General features: G+C 48.4%; 13 protein-coding genes. All 13 read left to right on the top strand.

Going from position 1 to position 23,514, the window contains the following annotated elements:
* Window positions 1–203: 203 nt before the first annotated feature.
* The 13 genes from NNL21_RS25765 (at window position 204) to NNL21_RS25705 (ending at window position 23,433) form a co-directional block, all read left to right on the top strand.
* Window positions 204–4,244, top strand: a complete 4,041-nt coding sequence (locus tag NNL21_RS25765; protein WP_204821215.1) for a hypothetical protein — start codon at window positions 204–206, stop codon at window positions 4,242–4,244.
* Between the two features lie 208 nt (window positions 4,245–4,452).
* Window positions 4,453–5,469 carry a LacI family DNA-binding transcriptional regulator gene (locus NNL21_RS25760; protein ID WP_204821214.1) on the top strand — a complete coding sequence of 339 codons (1,017 nt, stop codon included), beginning with the start codon at window positions 4,453–4,455 and terminating at the stop codon, window positions 5,467–5,469.
* 107 nt (window positions 5,470–5,576) lie between these two features.
* Window positions 5,577–7,685: an alpha-L-rhamnosidase C-terminal domain-containing protein gene (locus NNL21_RS25755; RefSeq protein WP_204821213.1), complete on the top strand. Its 2,109-nt coding sequence runs from the start codon at window positions 5,577–5,579 to the stop codon at window positions 7,683–7,685.
* A gap of 131 nt (window positions 7,686–7,816) precedes the next feature.
* The gene (locus tag NNL21_RS25750; protein ID WP_204821212.1) at window positions 7,817–9,229 is read left to right on the top strand and encodes an extracellular solute-binding protein; all 1,413 of its coding nucleotides are present in this window, start codon (window positions 7,817–7,819) and stop codon (window positions 9,227–9,229) included.
* A gap of 150 nt (window positions 9,230–9,379) precedes the next feature.
* Window positions 9,380–10,495 (top strand): ABC transporter ATP-binding protein, encoded by a 1,116-nt coding sequence (locus NNL21_RS25745; protein WP_204821211.1) that lies wholly within the window; start codon window positions 9,380–9,382, stop codon window positions 10,493–10,495.
* Complete coding sequence (locus NNL21_RS25740; RefSeq protein WP_204821210.1) at window positions 10,489–13,410, top strand: extracellular solute-binding protein; 2,922 nt, start codon at window positions 10,489–10,491, stop codon at window positions 13,408–13,410. Before NNL21_RS25745 ends, NNL21_RS25740 begins: the two co-directional genes overlap by 7 nt.
* The gene (locus NNL21_RS25735; protein WP_204821209.1) at window positions 13,407–14,375 is read left to right on the top strand and encodes a carbohydrate ABC transporter permease; all 969 of its coding nucleotides are present in this window, start codon (window positions 13,407–13,409) and stop codon (window positions 14,373–14,375) included. The genes NNL21_RS25740 and NNL21_RS25735 overlap by 4 nt, the downstream gene beginning before the upstream one ends.
* Window positions 14,376–15,284, top strand: coding sequence for a carbohydrate ABC transporter permease (locus tag NNL21_RS25730; RefSeq protein ID WP_204821208.1), 909 nt, complete (start codon window positions 14,376–14,378; stop codon window positions 15,282–15,284).
* Window positions 15,285–15,297: 13 nt separating this feature from the next.
* Entirely contained in the window at window positions 15,298–17,355 is a 2,058-nt protein-coding gene (locus NNL21_RS25725; RefSeq protein ID WP_204821207.1) for a YIP1 family protein, read from the top strand.
* The gene (locus tag NNL21_RS25720; RefSeq protein ID WP_204821206.1) at window positions 17,348–19,633 is read left to right on the top strand and encodes a DUF5696 domain-containing protein; all 2,286 of its coding nucleotides are present in this window, start codon (window positions 17,348–17,350) and stop codon (window positions 19,631–19,633) included. The genes NNL21_RS25725 and NNL21_RS25720 overlap by 8 nt, the downstream gene beginning before the upstream one ends.
* A complete protein-coding gene (locus NNL21_RS25715) occupies window positions 19,630–20,556 on the top strand; it encodes a carbohydrate ABC transporter permease (protein WP_204821205.1) in 927 nt (308 codons plus the stop codon). The genes NNL21_RS25720 and NNL21_RS25715 overlap by 4 nt, the downstream gene beginning before the upstream one ends.
* 10 nt (window positions 20,557–20,566) lie before the next feature.
* On the top strand, window positions 20,567–21,547 hold the full coding sequence (locus NNL21_RS25710) for a carbohydrate ABC transporter permease (RefSeq protein WP_204821204.1): 981 nt from the start codon (window positions 20,567–20,569) through the stop codon (window positions 21,545–21,547).
* 185 nt (window positions 21,548–21,732) lie between these two features.
* Window positions 21,733–23,433, top strand: a complete 1,701-nt coding sequence (locus tag NNL21_RS25705) for a hypothetical protein (protein ID WP_204821203.1) — start codon at window positions 21,733–21,735, stop codon at window positions 23,431–23,433.
* Window positions 23,434–23,514 lie beyond the last annotated feature (81 nt).

Genomic DNA, 23,514 nt, shown 5'->3' with positions numbered 1-23,514 from the left:
TAAGGAAGCAACTGACATAATTTTTGTTGACAACGCTTACATAACATAGTAATTTGATAACAAAACGTGATTGCAAAAACGTTTTTGATCTTGAAAGTTTTGTTCCTTGAAAAGGGGTGATAAGCAAATATTTGATTCTCCGTCCCACCTACACTTGACGCAGTCATCAGAGTTACTTTTCCATTAGGAGGATGTAATTGACGATGAAACGATCGGGAAAGATGAGGAGTTTTGTTGGAGCAATCGTATTTGCTATGCTCTGCACAAGTGCTCCGGCAATCCATTCGGCAGCAGCTGGTCCAGAGCCGGTGAATTCAATCGGCTTCGAATTTAATGAAGATGGGAACCTGGAAGGCTGGGGGGGATTTCATAACGGGATTGAGGATATGAAGGTGGAAGACGGTTCTTTTCATCTGAAAGCGACCGGCGAAGATCCTAACTGGTTCGCGCCACCGTCAATCGGTCTGCAGACATCGCCCGAACAGATCATCTCCTTTCGGATGAAAGCGACAAAGGGAGACTCCGTTGCGATTTACTTCGATACGGATGTCGCTCCCGGCTTAGCTCAGTTTAAGCGAATCGTCGTTCCTATTCATGCGGATGGAGAGTATCACGACTACACCGTTAATCCATCTTTGAATGCTTATTGGACGGGTATCGTTCAAACGCTCAGGATGGACCTGGAGCCTTCCGGCAGCTATCCCGCTGATGTTAGTGTCGATTATTTCCGTGTTGGCGAGCGGGTAGATTTTGGCTTCGAGTTTAACGGCTCGACAGACGGATGGTCTGCGGCACAGGATCTCTCCGAGCTGCAAGCAGGGGCTTCAAGTATTACGGCTTCTGTAACAGGAGCTAACCCGGCACTCCTATCCAGTCCGATTAACGAACAAGCGGAGAAGCTGGGTGAAATTAAAATAAGAGCCCGGGTTAGCGGGGGAACGGCTTCCTCGATGACGGTCGGATTCACAACGAATGCATCGCCAGACTTTACGGAGGAGCAGCAGCTGGTAATTCCAATCACCTCCGACGGTGATTATCACGAATATGCCTTTTCTTCATGGGAGCATCCTTCGTGGAATGGTGAGATCGGTCAGCTGCGTCTTGGCCTGCAAGGAGCCTTGCAGCTGGAAGGCACGCAGTTGGAAGTGGATTATATTCGCTTTCAGAGTGTAGCGCCGCCTATTTATGATTGGAACGCGGGCGGAGATGCGCAAGGATGGCTGCTGAATGATCTGACTCTGCTGCAATTGTCGGATGGCGTTCTTCGAGCGAAGGTCAGTGGCGGAGATCCGTACTTCGGGAATGAAAGCTTGGAAGGGATCATTGGAGAACGGGACAAAACGTTAACCGTTCGAATGAGCGCGACAGCCGGTGACTTTGTTTCCATTTTCTTTGCAACCAACACCTCGCCGATGTACGCTGAAGTTCAAAGGCTGGACTTCCCGATCATCGCTGATGGAGCCATGCATGATTATACAATTGATACAGGTGACCACCCGGAATGGAAGGGGAAGATCATTAAGCTGCGGATGGACTTGGAGGGTGGCGATCGATCCAATGCCGAATTCACCCTGGACGAAATTCGCTTTCTATCCAGCCCTGCAAGCGCCAATCTGACGGTGAAGCGTTCGCAGCCCGCTCTTCGGGTAGGAGAAGAGGCCGATATTTCGCTCGAGATTCGCAATTCTGGAGGTAAGGCCTTCTTCAATCCGCAAGCGGAGCTGACGGTGACCGAAGGGCTGCAGGTTATCGGCGGGGACTCGAACGTACCCTTAGAGAAACTAAGACCTGGAGGGACTGCTACCGTCACATGGAAAGTAAAAGGGACGTCAGAAAGTCCATCTCATGTCCAAGTGAAGCTGCATACTTCTGGATACGATCAGAGCTATTCGGTCGCGCTGCCCGTTCTGAAGGCTCATGCGGCATCACAGCAAGTGAAGAAACCGAAGAAAGCGAATGCGTATATTGACCGTGGCAGCGGTGATGCGATTCTGGAGAATGAAAACACGCGCATCGTCGCAACCAAATCGAGTTTCGGTTACGGTCAATACCAGGTCTATACTTGGGACGGTTCACAAGGATGGAAACAGATGGCTAGCGTGCAGCCGTTTGCCGCAGCTATTGTCAAGCTTGCGGATAACGGCGCGGTAACCGTATCCTTCCACCCGCAGCAAGCATCAGCCGACACTAGAGGCAGATCGGCGAGCCTGCATTTTCAAGGAAAAGTCACGGACTCCTCAGGAAGACAATGGAGTTATGAATTTGATTTCAGCTTGCAGCATGATGATCTTCAAGTTCAAACGAGTCAAGTCGTTCATGCTGATCGTGATGCGGAGCTGCTCAATCTGATTGGACCGGTACTTACAGTAGGTCAAGGGAGCTTCGGTGCGTCGAAGGATGAAGCCTTGTTCCCGGGATTGGAGTGGCTCGTAGGGGATGAGACGTCATCCAGTAAATTGGATGTCCATACGCCCGCGTATTTGCGTCTTGTTCCCCATCCTTACAAAATTACGGTTCCATTGATGGCAGTAAGGCAAGATGATCATATTGTCAGCTTAAGCTGGGATCCGAAACAGAAGTGGGATGGCGTGCATGATCTGCCGGCAGCCAAATTCGCTTCCCCGAACTGGGTGGAGAACCAGAATAACCATGTGATGGGTCTGTTGGCTCTGGGCGCTGCGAACGGAGCGAAGGAGAATGAAGAATTGGCGCAGACCGCTTATTCGTTAACCGCGAACAAACCGATCACGCTGAACGCTGATATTACAACGGCGGAGGCGGACTCCGTCTCTGAAGCTGTAGCCTTGTATGTGAAGGAAGAAGGCATTCCGGCTGTGCCTCAAGTTAACGCCTTCGCCAAGCAGGTTGACCTTGGTTTGGACGCTTATCTGCGTACCTTCTGGGATCCGGTGACGAAGGGATGGCTTCACGTCAATATCGAATCGTGGGGAACGAATCAGTATCCTTCGGATATGACGAGTCTGAAGCTGCTTGGCATGTACGAACCAGGACGGAAGGCAGAAGTTGAGGACGTGATTTCACAAGCACTAAGTGCGGTATCGGATAAGAAAAAGCTAGGCGTTCCCGATTATCATATTGCGCAGTCTCAAGCTTCTTTCTATGTGGGTTATCTGGACGAAGCGTTAGCTGGGCTGGAGAATAATATGAACGGATTAATCAACTCCCAGCACACTTCGGGGGCTTGGCTGTACAATAGTGAAGGGGCGTATAACCCACCGCTTGGCAGTAACGGCACACCGATGCTGGGACAGACCGCATTGAATGCCAAGCTATTGCTGAAATATGCGGCAATGAACGGGAATGAACAAGCTAAGGAAGCCGGTTTGAAAGGCTTATCCGCTGTGGAAGCCATGGGCAGCGTCCCACGTGCCAGCCAGCCTTGGGAGGTCCCGCTGCATACCCCTGACATTCTCGCATCCGGCCATACCGTAGGCGCTTACGTGCAGGCTTACAAGCTGACAGGGGACGATGAGTATCTCGACAAAGCCATTGAATGGGCGAAGACCGGCTTGCCGTTTGTGTATACATGGGGTGTAGATGATCGTCCTGTCATGGAATACTCAACGATACCGATCTTTGGTGCATCGGCATATAACAATCCTTGGTTTGCCGTACCTGTACAATGGAATGGTCTCGTGTATGCTTATGAGCTGTTGGAACTGGTTCCATATGACAAATCAGGCCCATGGAAGAAGGTTGCGGACGGTATACTCGCCAGCGCTGAGCTGCAGCAAGCGTCTGAGGCCGATGAGCCATGGAGGGGCAGTTACCCGGATAACTGGAGACTGATAACAAACAGTCGTTCGGACACGGTTATGCTCAACCCTGAAGAAATCGTGAAGACGCTCTTCATGAAGCGGTTTATCGAAGGGAAAGGACCGAAACCTGATGTTCAATCCACGGCAATACCAAGCTGCAACAATCCGAAAAAACAAAACTGCTCAAGCACGTATGTAACCACACTTGCGAAGGTAAAGGATCATTCAACATCCAATTCGCAGCAGAAGGTTACATTCGAGCTTGTGTATCCAGCCGGGGAAACAACCTATGTTCTGGTAGCGAACCGGGAAAAGCCGAAGAGTGTGTCCATCAATGGTAAACAGCTTCACCTGCAGGAGGATCTTAACGGAGCGACAACGGGTTGGAAATACTTTGAAAGCACGAACTATTTGATTCTCAAAGTGAAACATGCCAAGCAGGATAGCGTGAAGATCCAGTATTAATCCATTTTCACCCGAGATGAGCGGTTAATTTTGCTTAGAAAATCCCGCTCATCTCTTCCCAAATTGACCTGAAATAAAATGTCGTAATATACCAATATTAGTATTGACAGCGCTTGCATAATCAAGTATCTTTATAACAAAATCACTTTTGTAAAAACGTTTTATACATCATAGAACACCGACAACTTATGAGCAAGGAGAGTCAATTATGGCAGCAACCATTAAAGATGTGGCACGAGAAGCGGGGGTCGCGGTTTGCACGGTATCCTTCGCTATGAATGGTTCTGCACACGTGGCGGAGGCGACGAAGAAGAGGATATTCGGAGCGGTTGAACGCTTAAATTACAGACCGAACCAATCGGCTCGCGGTTTAGTTACGAAGAAGACGAACAATATCGGCTTGGCTGTAGCGGAAACCGCTGATGGACTGGAGAATGGCATCCTTCTTGAAGTCATTCAAGGTTTGGGCAGGGCAGCAAGCCATAAGAATTACGATTTGCTCTTATCGTTTCAGAAACAACAGACGGATAAGCCGGACGAACATTTGCTCGACGTCTACCGGAAACAATCTGCAGACGGCCTGATTCTTATGGGGAATAAGATGAGTGAACGGCCGTACAAGGATTTGCTTACGAACCGGTTCCCATTCGTTCTTCTCGGCCGTCCTTATAAGGATAACCTGTGTCATAGCGTCAATGCGGACAACGAACAAGGCGGTTACTTGGCTGCACAGTTTTTATTGAAGAAAGGCCATCGGCGAATCGGTTTTATCACCCCTTGCTCGCTCGAATTCGATGCAGCGATTGACCGTCTCAATGGATATAAACGTGCCTTAACGGAATTCGATATTGAAGTAGACGAGAAGCTGATTGCTCTAGGCAGCTTCGAGCCAGACAGCGGATATCAAGAAACGGAAACGCTCTTAAGCTTGAAGGATCGTCCTTCCGCAATCATTGCCGGACGCGATGTCATTGCTGCAAGAGTGAATGAGAAGGCCGTAACGCTTGGTTACCAAGTGCCGGATGATCTTGCCATTGTCGGCTTTGACAATACAATCGTTGCACAGTTAGCTCGCCCGGGCATTACGTCCGTCGAATTACCGATGTTAACAATGGGGCATGAAGCGGGCAAGCTGCTCATCAGTCTAATTGAAGGGGACATCGAATATGATGCCATTCAGAAAATTAGCTTACCATGCGGAATATTTGAAAGAGATACAACTTAGACCGACTAAACATACCAGCAGCTTCTTCCTGAGAATAGATACATGCAAATAGGGGGAAGCTGTTTTTTCGGGAAAATACAAAAACGTTTTTGTACTAGGAGGATCTCATGCTGACAGCTTCAAAAGTTAATCCAGCTCTTGTGCCTTCATGGATATGGCATCCTGAACGAGCTGACCTTAAACAAATTCAATTAAGCAAAACCTTTCATCTAGAGAGCGATCTTGAAGGCTTGGAGCTGTCTCTAGCTTGCACAGGCGCTGCAGATGCAGCAATCGATGGGGTAAGCTTCGGCTCATTAGAGGATCATCCCCGCCATGGAACGATGTTCACGAAACTGACCGTGCCGTTCAAACTTTCCAAAGGAGAGCATACGATAAGCATTAGCGTGAGCTGCAGTCAACCGATGCCTGTAGTACCCATTAGCATTCACCTTGTTAATCGTACTGTTGGGTGTATTGCATATTTGCAGGGAGAAGGCTTGTGGCTTGTAACGGATGCTACCTGGCGTGCGGGTGACCGCAATGCGGATGTCGTGTGCCTGCTTGGTGAAGAACCGTATGGCGATCTGGATCATGGCGCGGAGTGGTTCGTAGCCGGGGGCTATGGCGATATGACTACAGAGCCTGTTCAACAGATTAGCGAGCTATCGTCTTCGCGATTGAATATTGAAATAAGAGATTCTTTGATAGAGCTGAAGGGGAAGGCAGAAGTTGACTTTCACTTTGAGGCGGAACGCAACGAACGCCATCTGTTCTATCATCTTCTGAAACAGAACGAGTGGAAGATTTTCCGCACCGCTCAGAATCAAACCGATCTATCGTCTACACCTACAGCCGTTATCGATCTAAATAAAGAGCTGAATGTCCGTTTTCGGCTGCGGAACCACAACGGTCAGCCTCTGTCACTGCTTCTGAACGGAGCGGAGTCGCTTCATGAGCTCGAACATTATGATTCTTGCATAACCGAATACATACAAATACCAGGAAATGGCGAATATGTCACACTTCCTCAAGGTATGCGGTATGTTCAGATATTCGTGGGCGGTGCATCCGGACAGGATATTGAGATGGAGATCGAGTGTGAGGCAGTTGGCGTACCGCTTGAACAGATCGGTTCGATCCAAACTAACCTGCCCGTATTGGATCAAATCTTCGAAGTGTCCGCCCATACGAACAAAGTGTGCCACCAGGTCGGATTGTGGGATGGAATCAAGCGCGATCGACTCAATTGGGCGTACGATTTCTACATGGCAGGAAAAGCGGACTACATGCTCTGGGATGATTACACCATTCTGAAGCGGGCAATCGGCGAGCTGGGGGATACACCATACGGGTACTGGATGAATTCAATTCCTTCCTATACCTTATGGTGGGTTATCGGGATGTGGGAATATTACCTTCATACCGGCGACAAAGCATTCGTCCTTGAGATGAAGGGAAATCTTCAAACACATGTTAAATGGGTGGAAGACAACGTCGATAAGCAAACCGGACATTTCTATAATCCAAGCCAAGCTTTTATCGAATGGGTTCCAATGAACGAACAGGAGTCATGGGCATGTCTGAATGCGATTCTCAAGCTGATGAAGAGCTCTGTTCAATCACTGGTTGCCTATGTGCCGGAGCTTGAGCTCAATACGGATTGGCCAGATCCGGTGTTCGACGAGGAAGTATTCTTGCAGGACGATTCCGCGCTTATAACGCCATTAATCGGCATATTGTGTGGTTACGTCAGCGACGAGCGTGCGATCCGTTTTCTCGACGGCTATCAAGTTCAGGACCCGATTACACCGTTATCTGCTTATTGGCTGGCGGAATGTTATTCCAAATATGAGCGGCATCAGGAAGCTTGGGAGGTCATCGCAAAGGTTTGGGGCAGCATGCTGAACGACGGAGCTACGACCTTTTGGGAAAGCGTAGTCATGTCACCTCAATCTGATTATCATGACTCGCAGACGACGTATACCAATTACAATTCATACCGTATGAGCTTATGTCACAGTTGGGCGAGTACGCCGGTTACTTGGATTAGCAAGTTTCTCATAGGCGTTCAGCCGGCCAAGCCGGGCTACGAAGAGATTCATTTCCAACCCAATGCGATCCAGGGCTTAACCGAATGCCAAGGCACCATAAGCACGCCAAGAGGGCCATTGGCTGTGGAGTGGAACCTGAAAGACGGCGTAATGGAGAAAACGATGCATTTTGTAAACGAGTGAATGTAAGGGTATTCATTATGGGAGGTGATGCCTGTTCGGACAGAGGATTTTGGGTGTATGTATGATAGGGGTTCAAAGTAAGAGTAGTTCTTCAACTTATGACAACAACAAATTTTTCTAGGGGGAAGAGTATGGTTAAACCATTCGTAATGCGCAAGTTTTTAATGGTCGCAATGATAATGGCATTTGTTTTTGTAACAGCTGCTTGTGGTGGTGGTAACAATAATCCTGCTGCAGAAGATCCTAAACCAAACAATACCGGCGAGAATACGCCGAAGGATGATCCGAAGCCTGAGGATACGCCAAAAACGGATCCGCAAGAAAAAGTGAAAATACGAATTGCTACTTGGGTTGCAGCCGATTCTGCCTTCAAAAAGATTGGTGACGCTTTCACAGCGTTGAACCCCAACATCGAAGTTGAGATTGTTTTCGTCAATGGCAGTGCTGAAGTAATTCCAACGTTAACACAAGCGGTTGCTGCAAACGATCCAATCGACTTGTTCTGGCACGATGAGTTCACGACTCCGATTGTTCAAGGTTTCGCGGATGATTTGACGCCGTTTATCGATGCGGATCCGGATTTCAAAAACTATGAATTCAGCCCAGGGCGTTTGGAGCAGTTCCAATTCAAGGGCAGTCAGTATGCACTTTCCCGTGGCAATGATGCTTTCCTGGTTTACTATAATAAGGATTTGTTAAATAAATATGGCCTGACGGCACCGAGCAATGATTGGACCTTCGAACAAATGGTCGACATGGCGAAGAAAGCGACCAATCCTGCTGAGAAAACGTGGGGCTTCGAAGGAGCAGGGTTAATCAACGAGTTCCTCGGTATGGTAATGCCTGTTGCGAACGGCCATGCACCGCATTCGTTGATGATGAATGAAGACTATACGAAGTTCCTAGGTGACGACCCAGCTGTTCTTGACGATCTTCAATCGGTTGCAGATTTTGTGCAAAAAGACGGCACCATGTTGAATGATCAAGGGAAAGAAGCGAACGGAGTTGCAGGTGTTGATCTATGGAGCAGCGGCCAAGCGCTCTTCACGGTTCACGTTTCACCGTTAATTCCTGGCTGGAAAGAATCGTTGAAGTTTAATTGGGACGTTGCTCCGTACCCTGCAGGTACAGCTAAACAAGTTAACATGATCTTCGATAACCCAATGTTCTTGAGCAAAGCAGGCAAGAATAAAGACGCAGCATGGAAGTTCATGAAATTCTGGGCTGCATCGGTGGAAGGACAAAAGGTTCTAATCGATATCGGGGGATCTTTCCCGAACTCGCCGAATCCTGAAATCGTCGAACATTTCAAAAATGCTGAAATTTATAAAGGCCTTAATACGGATGCGCTAAACTATGCAGCTAGTATCGGTGAAATTCATGCCACAAGAGTCATGATCGGTGCAAATGAGCTTAACGGCTTCATTGCGACTTGGGCACATGGAAAAGCAGTCAGCGAGGGTGTCAGTGCCCACGACTATTTCCCATCCGGTACCGAAGCGCTTAACAAGAAGCTTCAAGAGCTTCAGGAAAAATATAAGTAAATAAGCAAACAAATGAGAGGGCAGGTGCTAGCTTAATCGGCACCTGCCGATTCCTGTCAGAAAGCGGAGACTGGTTTCCTTCAAGATTTAGTAAAGTATTGAACCGTAAACCGTAAAGTATTGAACCATCAGGAAAGGGGTGTCATATGGATGGGAAGTGTATCATTCCAACATGTCAAGAAACAGTATGCCACAGAACGGCGGTACTCGGTTGACGATTTCCATCTGCAAGTGGAAGACGGTGAGTTTCTTGTTCTGGTTGGCCCCTCCGGTTGCGGCAAATCCACGCTGCTTCGGATGCTAGCAGGCTTGGAGGATATTTCCGAGGGCGAAATTTATATTGGAGACCGTATGGTCAATTATGTGTCTTCCAAGGATCGTAATATTGCGATGGTATTCCAGAACTATGCACTTTATCCTCATATGTCCGTATTTGAGAACATTGCCTTCGGATTACGCTTGCGTAAATTGCCAAAGCATGAACTGCAGGAGCGTGTCACAAGGGCTGCCAAAGTATTGGAGATCGAAGCTCTTCTGGATAAGCTGCCTAAGCATATGTCTGGAGGTCAAAGGCAGCGCGTTGCCTTAGGTCGTGCTATTGTTCGTGAACCGGAAGTCTTCCTCATGGACGAGCCGCTATCTAACCTGGATGCCAAGCTTCGCGTTCAAATGCGCGAGGAGATCACGAAGCTGCACCGTAAATTGCAAACAACGATGATTTATGTAACGCATGATCAGATCGAAGCCATGACAATGGGTACGCGTATCGTTGTGATGCGCAGCGGTATCATTCAACAGGTTGGCACTCCCAAGGAAATTTATCAATCACCGAAAAATATGTTCGTTGCTGGCTTCATCGGTACGCCTCCTATGAATTTCATCCATGGGACGATTCAGCATACTTCGGATGGCGTATTCTTCGATACGCGCAGATATCGACTGCTCATTCCGGCGAAGAAAGCCAAGGTGCTGATCGATCAACGTTACCATGATAAGCGTATCGTGCTGGGCGTCAGAGCAGAGAAAATCGCATGCAAGGACTCAGTAGATTGGAGTTTGACCCAAAGTCAGTTTGATTCAACCGTGGATATGCTGGAATTTATGGGATCTGACACATACCTGCATTTGAACAATACGGATCATTCTCTTATTGTCCGTGTAGATCCTCTTCGCCTTGGTTTCCAGGAAGGCGATACGGTCACGGTGGGATTCGATATGAACAATGTCCATTTCTTTGATCCGGGTACGGAGGAGCTATTATGCTAAAGAGGGTACATTCAACGGTCGTACTCACGCTGAGCCTCTGCATGATCTTGTTCCTCTTAGGTCCGGTAACGCCGACGAGCGGGGAGACGACCAGCAGTAATTCGTCCGAAGAGTACAGCAGCGACGATCCTACGACCTATCAGAATGTGATTAAGCCTTACAAAGAGAGCCTCATAGAAGGCTCTGAAATAACACTGCCCGGCGGGTCATACTCTGCCGTGTCCGATCCGGCTCTTTTTGCATTCGATGGCGATGAGGGGCTTTCTTGGAATTCTGAAAAAGGATGGGTTGAATGGGAAATTACAGTTCCTGAAGATGGCCTCTATGAAATTGGACTGACTTATGATTCCAATAGCGATGCTGCGGTTGGTATTGTTCGCGGCGTACAAATCGACGGGGCATTTCCTTTCAAAGAAGCTGAGCGACTTCACTTGAAGCGTCAATTTACGCATGATCCTTATCCTCCGCAGAAGGACGAGTTCGGCAATGACCGCCGGCCGCAATCCGTGGAAGTTACAGGATGGAAGACAGAACCTTTCACAAACTTCGATGTTGAAACAGGACCTCTCCGTTGGCCGCTTACGAAGGGAGAGCACACATTGCGGTTGGTTGGTGAATATCAGCCAATCAAGATCAAACAACTTTATATCGTTCCTTCCACATCACCGGCCAAATATTCTGAGGACACACAGAATGAGGGCGAGCAGAGCGGTGATTGGGTAAGCATCATTGAAGCAGAGAATATCAGCCGTAAATCAGATACGTCGATACAACTGCAGTCCTCTGACGCTCCGCGTATTTCACCGGAGACGAAAGGGCTTATTCGTTTTAATTCTCTAGGCGGCGAGCAATTCCGTACGAGCGGACAATGGGCGGAATGGGATTTTGAAGTTCCTGCTGATGGAACGTATCAGATCGGTTTCAAATACTCGCAAACCTATTTGAATAACACCTTTGCTTACCGCACGATATCCATAGATGGCGAAACGCCGTTTGCTGAGCTAGAGAAAGTTGCCTTCCCTTATGATACGAGCTGGCACAATATGACGCTATCGAATGATGAGGATAAACCTCTGAATCTATCGCTCAAGAAAGGCAAGCATACCCTTCGTATGACGGCGGCAGCTGCGCCGATTAAGCCCGTCTATGACGGAATTCTTCGTAACATGAACCGTCTGTCAGAGCTGGAGGCATCGATTCGCAAGGTGACGGGCAACTTTGACAAGTCATTGACGGAGAATGGCAACATCGATTTGAACCGGGATTGGGAGCTTGAGAAATACATTCCAAATCTTCCGGAACGGTACAATGCCATAATTGACGACCTGCTTAGTCTGTCTGACCATCTGCAAACCTTGTCTACCGGGGGCAAATCGGATGTAGAGAATGCCCTTCGAACGGCAGCGGAAGATTTGGGCGAGATGCGTGATAATCCGCGTGATGTACCGAATGAGCTTGGTCAATTTTCCAAAATGCAAAGCAGTTTAAGCAACTGGCTATTCCGTATGCTCGATCAGCCTGTGCTGTTCGACTACTTGTATATTTTTCAGCCAGGTGCCGATGTTCCCCGGGCAACTCCAGGGTTCTTCGAAAGCTTCGGACATTCAGTTACATCGTTCTTCCGTACGTTCACGATTGATTACGACTTCCGCCGTAATGTGCCCGGAGCAATTGATATTTGGGTCAACCGCGGACGCGACTACGTCAATTTGATTCAACAGCTTGCGGATGAAACGTTCACACCTGAGACCGGAATAACGGTGAATGTCAATATCGTACCTGATCCTCAGATGTTTATCTTAGGCAATGCTGCCGGGATTCAGCCTGATGTGGCACTCGGTATCGATAGTGCGATGCCGGCTGACTTCGCTATGCGGGGAGCGTTATTGGATCTATCGACGTTCCCGGATTATGAAGAAGTTGCGAACTCCTTCCATCCAGGAGCACTGCGCGTGTTCCATTACGATGAAGGCGATTATGCGTTGCCTGAGATTCAAGGCTTCAACGTCATGGCATATCGTACAGACATTCTGGAAAGCCTCGGACTGACTCCTCCGGATACTTGGGAAGAGATGTACAAGATGCTTTCTACCTTACAGCAGAATGGTTATGATTTTTATCTGCCGCCGAAAGACTACAACACGTTCCTGTTCCAGAATGGAGCGGAGCTGTATACGCCGAATGGAATGAAGTCTGCACTTGATAGCGAGAAAGCGTACAAAGGCTTCCGTCAATTGACGGAGATGTTTACGCTGTATCAGCTTCCGCGCGATGTACCGAGCTTCTTCAACCACTTCCGGTTAGGGGATATGCCGGTTGGCATTATCGATTTCAACAGCTACTTGCAAACGGAGTTTGCCGCACCGGAGTTAGCCGGCAAATGGGCGATCGCGCCGCTTCCAGGCATTCGCAATGAAGAAGGCGTGGTCGAGCGGTGGTCAGGCGGACCGATGCAGGCTGGCGTCATTTTCAAAGATAATGATAATCACGATAAAGCGTGGCAGTTCTTGAAATGGTGGACGTCCGATATCACGCAAGAGCGTTTCGGTAACGATATCGAAGCGATATTCGGACCGGAATACCGTTGGAATACCGCAAACATGAAGGCATTCGCAAGATTGCCATGGCCACAGGACGACCTAGATGTCATCAAAGAGCAGCACCGATGGTTCCGTGAAGCACCGCAGGTTCCAGGTGGTTACTTCACTGGAAGACAGCTGGAATTCGCATGGAATAAGGCTGTTATTGAGAAGAAGAATGTTCGCGAAGCGTTAGAGCAAGCATTCATTGATACGAACCGGGAGATGTCCCGCAAACAGATTGAGTTCGGCTTGAGAGAGAAGCACGGTACGATATTGCGTGAGCTGGACATTCCAGCTGTTACGAAGCCATGGGAAGGGGAGGGATCGCAATGAGCGTCGCCACCGAATCGGCGAAGCCGGGCCAACCAACCGTGCGAACTCGGGTAGCCCGACCTGGATTATTATCGCGCATATGGGCGAATCGAATATCCTATATTTTTATCGGGCCATTCCTCATTACATTTGTTCTATTCATTCTCGTTCCCGTAGTTGTTGCAATCGGGCTGTCGTTCTTCTCGTTTAACGCCATCTCTATGCCCAAGTTTATTGGGTGGGATAACTTTCTGGCGATCTTGTCGCAAGACCGGATATTCCTGCAGTATGCCATTCCGAATACATTCAAATTCGCGCTAATCGTCGGACCAGGCGGTTATATGATGTCGTTCTTCCTCGCCTGGCTCATTAATCAGCTGCCCAAAGGAGTCCGCGACTGGTTCACTTTGGCCATCTATGCGCCATCGTTAGCTTCCGGCGTCGCATTTGCGGTCGTTTGGCCTGTTATTTTCAGCGGAGACCGTGTTGGTTATTTGAACAATTTGCTTCTCAATTGGGGAATTCTGGATCAGCCGGTGCTTTGGCTTCAAGATCCCAAATATTTTATGTATATAATGATTGGCATCTCGTTATGGGCCAGTATGGGGGTGGGTTTCCTTGCGATGCTCGCAGGTCTGCAAACGGTGAATAAGGAGCTTTACGAAGCGGGTGCAATCGATGGCATCTCTAACCGGCTTCAAGAAATCTTCTATCTCACTATTCCAGCCATTAAACCTCAGATGCTATTCGGAGCAGTTATGGCGGTAGTCGGTACCTTGAAGGCGGGGGCGATTGGTGCCATTCTCGCAGGCTCGCCTATTACACCGCAATACTCGGGCCATCTGATGATCAATCATATCGACGACTTTGCTATCATACGTTACGAGCTCGGTTACGCAGCTGCTTTGTCGGTGCTGCTCCTGCTGCTCGTATACGGAGCGACCAAGCTCTCATTCCAGCTCTTCGGCAGCAAGGAGGACGAATAGATGAAAACCTTGCAAATGATGACTCGAAGGTCCGGCGTATCTCTGGCTCGAGCTTGGCGGAAGGCGAAGGCTGTCGATTGGTTTCAACGAATCACTTTTCTTGGCCTCTTGTTGCTTGCGGTGTTCATGGCATTGCCGATTATTTTTATTTTCAATCACGCGTTCAAACCAATTAATGAGCTGTTTCTCTATCCGCCGAGATTTATCGTACAAGAACCAACGCTGGAAAACTTTCGCGATTTGTTCTTGAAGACGCAGTCGCTTGTTATCCCGTTTACCCGGTACTTGTTTAACAGTTTACTTACAACAAGTCTTACGATGATTGGAGTAATCGGTGTAAGCTCCATGGCGGCCTATGCGTTCTCCAAGCATGTGTTTCCGGGCAGCAAGTTTTTCTTCGCGCTGACGATCTTCGCGCTCATGTTCGCTCCCGAGGCGGTTGCTATTCCCCGTTATCTCGTTATTGCGAATATTGGCATTATGAATACGTACTTTGCGCACATTATTCCGTTAATTGCTGCGCCAACGAGCGTTTTTCTGATGAAGCAGTTCGTTGACCAAATACCGAACGAGCTTATGGAAGCAGCCAGGATTGACGGTGCGAAGGAGTGGCTGATCTTCTTCCGGATCGTTATGCCCGTCTGTACACCAGCAATCGCTACAGTGGCCATCTTAACGTTCCAAGGTGCATGGTCGCAGACAGAGACTTCCAATCTGTACATACAGGTGGAGTCGATGAAGACGCTTCCTTATTATGTCATGACCTTGACCAATGGTCTGGCCAATAACGTAGTCGGGCAAGGAATTGCTGCTGCTGTAGGTTTGATCATGTTCGTTCCAAACTTAATTATCTTTTTGGTCTCACAACGAAGAGTGCTCGCGACGATGGCACATTCCGGAATCAAATGAGAGGGGAGCCACAATGAAACGTTTCATAATGAAATTCGCAATAATCGCGATCGCTGCGGCTGCCGTTCTCATGACGATACCGGTGCCCAAAGCAGACGCGCAGCTTCCTTATTTCACTTCATCTACCGATGCGAACGGACGCTGGATCCCTTCACCGAATGCATTCGTACCCTGGATGATCTGGGAAGGATTCAAAAATCCGGAAGATTTGTTTATTATGCCTAATGACGATATCTATGTAGCGGACCGCGGCAACGACCGTATCGTACATTTGAATTCGGAAGGCAAGCAGCTTCGAGTGATACCGGCCGAGGGTACGGAGGACAAGAAAATTAAGCTTCGCAGCCCGGAAGGTGTCTTCGTTACGGAGGCCGGCGATATTTATGTAGCGGATACCGGCAACAAACGAATCGTCGTCTACGACAAGGAAGGCCGCTTCGTGAAGGAGATTCTCGCTCCAAAATCAGAGCTTGTTCCTGAAAACTATTTGTTCGTTCCCGTAAAAACCGTCGTGGATAACCGGGGATATGTGTATGTTTCGAACAAAGGCGGTTACCAAGGTCTGCTTCAATTAACTCCAGAAGGAGAGTTCGCCGGATTCTTCGGTGCGAACAAGGTTCCTTCGGATTGGGTAGAGAGACTTAAACGCCGTTATTACACAGAGGAGCAATTGGCGGAGGAACAGAAAAATTTACCGGGTGCCATCACGAACATGACGATGGATTCCCGCGGCTTCATCTACACTGTCAACCGCAACCTGCCGACAGGACAGTTAAAACGTCTGAATGCAGGAGGCAACGACCTGCTCGGTGGCAAAAACTTTGCCCCTTGGGTCGGTAAGCTGGACCGGTTCTCGTTTCTGGACGTAGCTGTCGACAAGAATGACGTCATGACAGTCGTTGAATCCGCAGGCGGCCGGATCTATCAATACGATTGGCAAGGTAATATGCTCTTCCGATTCGGTAATGACTCCGCATTATCGCCGCGGTTCGGGTTGTTCAAGCGTCCGACTAGTGTCGTCGTGAATTCGAAAGGAGATATCTTCGTTGCCGATGGCGAGCAGAGCGTCATTCAATCGTTTAAACGCACTGAATTTGGCACGATGGTTCACCAGGCGATGGCTTTATTTAAGGATGGCAAATACGAAGAAGGGTCGAAGATGTGGCGGGAAATTCTTGTTCAAGACGGCACATTCGACAGGGCTTACCAAGCCATAGCAAAAGCTGAATACAAAGAGGAAGATTATGAGGCCGCTATGGGCAACTTCGAGAAAGCCTATGACCGAACCGGATACTCGGAATCCTTCTGGCAAATTCGGATGAACTGGCTGCTCGATTATTTCGGTTGGTTCATGAGTGCGGTCATCGGAGTTTGGGTGCTGCTTACCGTCTGGTTTATTTACCGGAAGCGCCGCGGCAAAAAGTCCGGCAAGACTGCAAAGGAAAGCGGTCCTTGGATGACCTCACTTCGTGCGGTATACGACGTTCTTCGTCACCCGATCACGGGGATGTATGAGATCGCCAATAATCGCGATATCCGTTTCACCTTCGCAGCGATCATTCTGGTTCTGGGTTTCGTAGTTATGATTATTGGTAAAGCGACAGTCAGCTTCGTATTCGCCAATCAGCGCTTCAATGAACTCAATTTATGGATTGAAGCGGGGCAATATTTTCTATTATGGTTAGGCTGGCTGATGGCCAACTACTTAATTGGCTCGGTGATGAAGGGCGAAGGGACGTTGAAGAAGGTATTCATCGTGAACGCTTATGCACTCGTTCCTCTCGTACTGTTCACACTGCCGGTACAGCTGCTGTCTAATATTATGACACAACAGGAAGCGGTTATTTATGATACGGCCATGAGTGCGATAACATTCTGGGTACTCGCTCTGATCTTTATCGGAACCCTTCATGTTCATAACTACAACCTGAAGGAGACGATCGGGATGACGCTTGTCTCGGTTATTACGCTGACTTGTATGGGCTTGTTCGGTTTTCTTGCCGTGGGGCTGCTTTATCAGGCTGCTGACTTCTTCATCCAATTGGGAAGGGAGTTGATTAACCGTGCTTAAAGCTATTCTGCGCAAGCTCATCTTCCCAGCATCGCTGGTCGCTGTGCTCGGTTTGATCGCCCTCTACATTCTCATGTCTGGAGAGAGCCGGAAAGCGTCGTTCGGGGATTACACGCCTGAGCGTGCAGAAGCCTTCTTCAGCGAGCTTGCCTTCGAGAACGGTAAGCCAGGCGGAGAACAAATGAAGAACGGGAATACAACCTGGTATCAGGTTTCCGAAAACAGCAATGCTGGCTCGCTATGGTTCGAGCCGGAACGCGGATTAATTGCAGTTCAGGATCAGAACGGCAAGATGTGGTATGGTAATCCGACCGATGAGGCGCTGGCAGCCGATGAGGTGAAAGGTCTCTGGCGGTCGAATTTAATGTCTCCGTTCATGTTCCGTTACCTGAAGGAAAAGAGCACGCTTCCGGAGCTAACCAACACCATCGATCATAAAGCAAAGGTACAATGGCGCAAAATCGATAACGGTGTGGGGGTCCGGTATTCGATTGAGGATCTCGGTTTTTCCTTTTACTTTGAATATCAGTTAAACGATGAAGGCTTGCAGTTCCATATGCCGGAACTCGGTATTCTGGAAGAGAAGGAAAATCAAATCGTCACTGTGGAGCCGCTTCCTTTCTTCGGGGCAGCAACTGCAGGTGAAGAGGGCTACTTATTCGTTCCTGATGGCCCGGGTGGTTTGATTCATTTTAACAAAGATCGTCCTGCAATTGTTGGAGCTTACGATCAGCCGGTGTATGGGGATGATGAAGCTATTTTCCCGATCGGGATGTGGTTCCCCCGGGATTCAATCGCCTTCCCTGTCTATGGGCTGAAACGTCAGGACTCCGCTTTTGTCGCTATTATCGAGAAGGGCGAGTTTAAGGCGAACATCTATGCATCGCCAGCAGGATTACAAACCGCATTTAATCATGTGTATTCCAAATTCAATCTGCGCAGGCCTTATCGTCAGCCAACAGGGTTGAATAAATCTGTAGATGCTTATGAATCCAAGCTAACCGTCGAGCCGATCCAAATCCGTTACGAGCTGCTTGGCCAAGAGCAGGCGGATTATGTAGGCATGGCGAAGACTTACCGGGAATACCTCGAGAATAAAGTCGGTGCAGCTAAGCTAGAGAGCAAGACCGGTAAACCGCCGCTCTTTCTCGACTTTATAATGGCTGCAACGGAGCCGGGCCCGGTGGGCGACAAGACCGTAGTAGCGACTACGTTTGATCAGGTGGGCGGTATTGCGGATAAGCTTCATGAGAAAGGCATTACCAACTTGGAAATCGGGGTTGGAGGCTGGATGCCAGGCGGCTTCCAGGGCTCGCTGCCGAAACGATTCCCGATCGAGTCCGCAGTAGGCGGAGTGGATGGCTTGAAGAAACTGGCAGCCGAGCTGAAGGAAAAGGGCAACAGACTGATCATGCATGATACCTATACGCAGGCAACCAATAAGGTAGGCAACGGGTTTTCTCCCTTGAATGACGCCGCCCGCCTTGTTGATGGTACAGCTATCAAATGGGAGAATGCTGGAGACTGGTTTAGTCAAACATCCTATTTCTATCGCCCGAGTGCTCTTAACATGAAGAGCGAGTTCGATGATGCCCTGAAAACCTATGAGAAACTCCCGGTAGACGGCATTTCCTTGGATGAGCTTGGAGAAGTTATTTACAGCGATTTCAGTAAAAGCGAGCCCTATGACCGGAAGATGACAGCCGAGGTTTATAAGCAGATGCTGGATGATGCGCGTAAAACGGCCGGTTATGTTTCGACAACAGGCGCTTTCTCCTATATTCTGGGTCATGTGGATCATATTCAATCATTACCAACCGTGTACAATTATGATTTGATTATTGACGAGCAGGTGCCGTTCTACCCGATCGCCCTGCATGGACTTGTCACGTATACGTCTGTTGCAGGCAATATCCGAACGAATCCGGTTACAGAGTATTTGCGGACCATTGAATATGGCGCGATGCCATACTTTGCTGTAACAGACGCAGATCCGAGGGATTTGAAATTAACCAATTACGTCTATTTATTCAGTTCTAAATTTGATGCTCTGGAGTCATCGATTGTCAAAGAATATGAAGCACTATCTACTGCACTAGATGGCGTATGGGGAAGCTTCATCGAGAACCACCGCAAAATAGCAGATGGCGTATTCGAGACAACGTATGAGAATGGACGCCGGATTTGGGTGAATTACAATGCGGCGCCGTACACGAGTGAAGGCCACACGGTGAACGCCCAGTCATTCGAAGTCGTGGAACAGGGGGTGAGCCGATGAGTGGATTAAATGAGGGAACGCCAACAAACAAGATGAGCCTGAAGGAGCATGCCCGTCAGAAGAGGGCGCAGTCGGCCAGAAGTGCATTGACCGGCTATATGTTTCTGCTGCCTTGGTTCATCGGCGTCCTGTGCTTCATGGCGTATCCGATGATTTATTCACTTTACCTTAGCTTTCATAAGTTGGAGGTTTCGCCTGACGGCAATGGATTACTGTACACGTTCGTCGGTTGGGATAATTTCAAGTATGCCTTTCTGCGCGACAACGTGTTCCCGATCGAGATGTTCAATTTTTGGCGCGAAACCATACTCATTATTCCAGTAACCGTATTATTCGCGCTCATCGTAGCGATTCTGCTGAATCAAAAGTTTCGGGGACGTATGATATTCCGGGCCATCTTCTTCCTGCCGGTAATCTTCGCAACAGGTAAGGTGCTTATGGAGCTGTTCGCCCAAGGGCAAGGAGATCTGCCATTTGCGGAACAGTATGATTTGACCAAAATAATTTATGATACGTTTCCTCCGGCATTAGCTGAGCCGATGGTTGGTGTATTAAACAAAATCATACTCGTGCTGTGGTACTCCGGCGTGCAGGTTATCATCTTCCTGGCAGCATTCAAAACAATCTCGCCTTCTACATATGAAGCGGCGCAGATTGATGGCGTAACACCTTGGGAATCATTCTGGAAAATTACGTTCCCGGCGATCGTGCCTTTCATTTTCCTGAATCTGATCTACACCCTAGTGGATTTATCAACGTATTCGTTCAATCCGATCGTCAATCATATTCTCAGCAATATGATCAACCTCAAAACCGGCTACGGCTACGCTAGCGCGCTGGGATGGATTTATTTCGTAATCATCTTCCTATTGGTTGCTCTGTTAGCACGTGTATCCGCATCATTGAATCAGAGAAAGGGGTGAGTCTGGAGCCATGGCTAAACTAATATTAAAGAAAGCGATCCCTGGCAAGCCCGGTATTTCTGGAGCGTCTCTGGATCGGATCAAACGGCTGCTGTTAGGACAAAGATTGAATGATGGTTTAATATTCAAAATTTTCACGTATATTATGCTCGTCTCCATTTCGGTCTTGTACCTGTCACCGCTGTTCTACATGCTGTCTACTTCTTTCAAGGACATCAGTGATCTGATTGATCCAGCCGTGCATTGGATTCCACGCGTGCTGAAGGTAGAGAACTATACGGATGCGATTAAAGGTCTATACTACTTCAAGGCACTTGGACATACGTTATTCATGTCCGTGTCAGCGGCGGTATTGCAAATGTTTTCCTGCGCGTTAACAGGCTATGCCTTCGCAAGATTACACATACCGTACAAAAACGTGCTGTTTGTCATTGTACTTCTGACCTTCATCATTCCAACACAGACCATGGCAATCCCATTATTCGTTCTGTTCTCTAATTTGGGATGGCTGAATTCACCGCTGCCGTTTATCGTCCCGGCGCTATTCGCACAAGGAATCAAAGGAGCGTTGTTCATCATCATCTTCCGGCAGTTCTTCTCGACGCTGCCTAAGGAGATGGAAGAATCGGCAAGAATGGACGGCGCGGGGGCGCTGCGGACATACTGGAAGATTATGCTGCCGCTCGCGAAGCCGGCGATGTTAATCGTCTTCCTGTTCTCGTTCGTCTGGCACTGGAATACGTACTTCGAAGCCGCGCTTTATCTGAAGAACGAGACCTTCTTGGCCATGTCCATGCAGATGGATTTCATGCAAGGCAGGCTGAATGATTTAACGGTGAGTAAAGACGCTCTAGTTGCAGGTCAGTTCGACATGAATGAACCAATCAAGATGGCAGGAGCATTATTGATCGTACTGCCGCCTCTCGTACTTTATATGTTTGCACAACGTTATTTCGTAGAGGGGATCGAGCGTACAGGACTTGTTGAGTAATTCAGATTTTAAAAATTGCGCTGACCGTGATTATAATCATTCACGGTCAGCATTTTTTATGTCATAATACTTAAGTATACTTATACATAAATAAATCATGTAGGATTGATTTTCGAGAGAAGGAAGTAAAGTGATGATCGAATAGGTATCATTTGATTCTACTACGTATACATGGAGGAGAGCCTATGAAAATCGAGCAGATGCAATCATCGGTTTCCATTGATCAACTAACAGGAACAGACAGCCTTGGAAGAAAGTTACCTCAATACGGGGAAGTTAGCGAGCCGCGGGCAGATCGCTACGTGGGCATCTTCTATTTCCTATGGCTCGGCCAGCACGGAACGAAAGGTCCATTCGATAACACGAAGATCATCGCGGAGGCCCCAGAGGCCGTTCATGATGCGAACCATCCGCTCTGGGGACCGAAGAATGCCTTTCATTTTTGGGGGGAGCCGTTATATGGCTATTACCTGAATGACGATGCATGGGTGCTTCGTAAACATGTGCAATTATTGACCAACGCAGGGATTGATTTTCTCGTCTTCGACACAACGAATGCTGCAACGTATAAGAAAATTTACGATAAACTGTTTGAAATCATGGATGAGGTTAGAATCCAAGGCTATAAAGTGCCGCAAATCGTCTTCTACACAAACTCCAGTTCCGGTGAAACGATCGAAAAGGTATATACGGACTTATATAAACCGGGGCGGCATGCCGAATTATGGTTCCATTGGAAAGGCAAACCACTCATCATCGGAGATCCCGAGGAGTGCAGCGACGAAATTAATGATTTCTTCACGATCCGCCTCAATCAATGGCCGTTCCATGACGTGAAGACGAATGGTTTTCCGTGGATCGAATTCTTCCGTCCGCAGCGGGTTTATTATAACGATGAAGGCGAGAAGGAAATTATCAATGTTGCCGTCGCCCAGCATCCAACCTGTTCGATGAGCGACACACCCTTTTATAATCATGAAGTAAACTGGGGACGCAGCTTTCACGATGGTGTGAATGACGATTCTCCTGGTGCTGAATACGTGGGCTATAATATAGAAGAACAATGGGAATTTGCGCGCAAGGAAGATCCGAGCATCGTCTTTATTACTGGCTGGAATGAATGGATCGCGATGAGATTGGAAGGGCCGCCAGAACGCCCAATCCTATTCGTGGATCAAGCTACATTGAACTTCAGCCGCGATATCGAACCGATGAAGGGCGGATATAACGACAATTATTATTTGCAAATGATCGGTCATATCCGGCAATTTAAGGGGATGGCGAGGCCGCAGTCAGCTGGGGGGCAGCATACGATCGCCATCGGGAATGACTTTAGCGCATGGGCGGCAGTAACGCCAGCATATCATGACTTTATAGGGGATACGGCTGCAAGGAATCATCCCGGGTATGGCGATTTGGTCTATCAGAACGATACGGGCCGCAATGATTTGGATACGATGAAGGTTGCACACGACGAGGACAATATCTATTTCTACGCGCGTACGAGCAGTATCATCACACCACATACCGATAAACATTGGATGATGCTGTTGATCAATGTGAACGGCAGCCGCGGCACGGGATGGGAAGGGTACGACTACATCGTAAACCGTAAGGTCATCGATGCTTCGACTACAACAGTCGAACATTCCTTAGAGGGATGGAACTGGAGCGAACGAGGGACTGTTCAATATGCTGTCCGCGAGAACGAGCTGCAGCTGTCGATTCCTCGAGTGATGCTTGGATTAACCAATACGGATAATCCGCTGCAATTCGAATTCAAATGGGTGGATCATATACAAAACGAAGACGATATCATGGATTTCTATCAATACGGGGACGCGGCACCGGACGGAAGATTGAATTATTTGTATTCGGGAGAGTAAGAGCTGCCCCGATTGCAGAAGAAATATCGGTTTATCCAAAGAAGGGGGAAGGCTGCGTACAGCTTTTCCCCTCCAGTATTC

Source organism: Paenibacillus mendelii (assembly GCF_024498075.1).
GTDB lineage: Bacteria > Bacillota > Bacilli > Paenibacillales > Paenibacillaceae > Paenibacillus_Z > Paenibacillus_Z mendelii.
The sequence above is the reverse complement of the archived record's forward strand: the minus strand, read 5'-3'. Positions and strand labels throughout refer to the sequence as shown.